The sequence below is a fragment of the Micromonospora sp. NPDC002411 genome (assembly GCF_053592955.1).
In genome coordinates this window covers 1-1089 of sequence record NZ_JBSFBM010000649.1, presented here as the reverse complement: position 1 = coordinate 1089, position 1089 = coordinate 1, and the positions used below count along the sequence as shown (strand labels likewise).

Annotated in this window: 1 protein-coding gene and 1 pseudogene; one reads left to right on the top strand and one right to left on the bottom strand. The window is 70.5% G+C overall.

Features of this window, described 5'->3' with window-relative positions; translation table 11 throughout:
• Positions 1-559: hypothetical protein (locus ACWCO3_RS34760; protein WP_450014262.1), on the bottom strand; the 559-nt coding region annotated here is incomplete at its 3' end.
• Between the two features lie 164 nt (positions 560-723).
• Between ACWCO3_RS34760 and ACWCO3_RS34755 the strand changes: the two are divergent.
• Positions 724-1005: pseudogene (locus ACWCO3_RS34755) on the top strand (glutamate-cysteine ligase family protein); the annotation flags it as partial.
• Positions 1006-1089 lie beyond the last annotated feature (84 nt).

Sequence of the window (1089 nt, the reverse complement as noted above, 5' to 3'; positions counted from 1 at the left end):
CCGCGTCGTCGGGCCAGGCCGACTCGGGCCCGTCGGGGTTGGCCAGCTCCCACGCTCTCAATCGCGGATGCCACGTGGAGAGGAAAGGTCGAAGCTCGTTGTTGAGCATGGCGATCCCGAGGTGTTCGACGGTCGGGCGACCGGTGGTCCGGATGGTCGGCGCCGCCTCGCTCAGCACCTCCCGGGTGATCGCGAACAGCTGGTAGAGCGACGTCATCGCCTCCCGGACGAGACCCGTACCGGTCGCCAGCGGTTGACCTGACACCCGGGTGACCGCCTCGACGAACAGGCGCCAAGCGGTCTGCTTGTTGTCCCTGGTGACGGCGAACCTCAGCTCGCTGAACTGCGGAACCGAGACGGTCACCTCCGCCAGCTGGAAGAACCGCGAGTACGCCGAGGCCACCACGGCCGCGACGCCACCCGCCGTCGTGCCGCAGAGCGCGAAGAGGGCGGGCCCGGTCAGTCGACTGGCCAGGTACACCGCCAACCCCACGACGGCACCGGCCACCAGACCCAGGGCGATGTGGAGCCAGCGGGAACCACGCCAACGCATCAGCATCCCTGCATCGTCCCAGACATTTTCCACTGTGTGCCGTCGATGTCCGGTTCGCTCGACGGCGGGGGAGAACCCCGGGTGGGCGTGTTTGCCGGCGGGCGCGCCGGGAACCCGAGCCGCCCCGGCCACGGGTCCACCCGTGGCCGCAGCAGTGGATGGAGGCGGCCATGGCATACCGTCCGACCGTCGCCGACACCGCAACCGACCTGTCCACGCTCACGCTCGGCGTGGAGGAGGAGTTCCTGCTGCTCGACCCGGACAACGGGCGCAACCTTCCGGTGGCGGACCAGGTGCTGGCCGCGCTGCGTGGCCACGCCCGCGACCAGAGTCGCCAGGAGTTCCGGCACAGCATGGTGGAAATGGTCACGCCGGTCTGCGCCGACCTCAACGAACTGCGCACGCACCTGGTGTCGCTGCGCCACTCGGCCGCGGAGGCCGCCACGGCGGCCCCTCCGGCTCGATGCCCCTGACCTGGGCCTGCTCCGCCACCCACCGCAGGTAGGCCAGCCACTCCTCGGACGACCAGCCGTTGC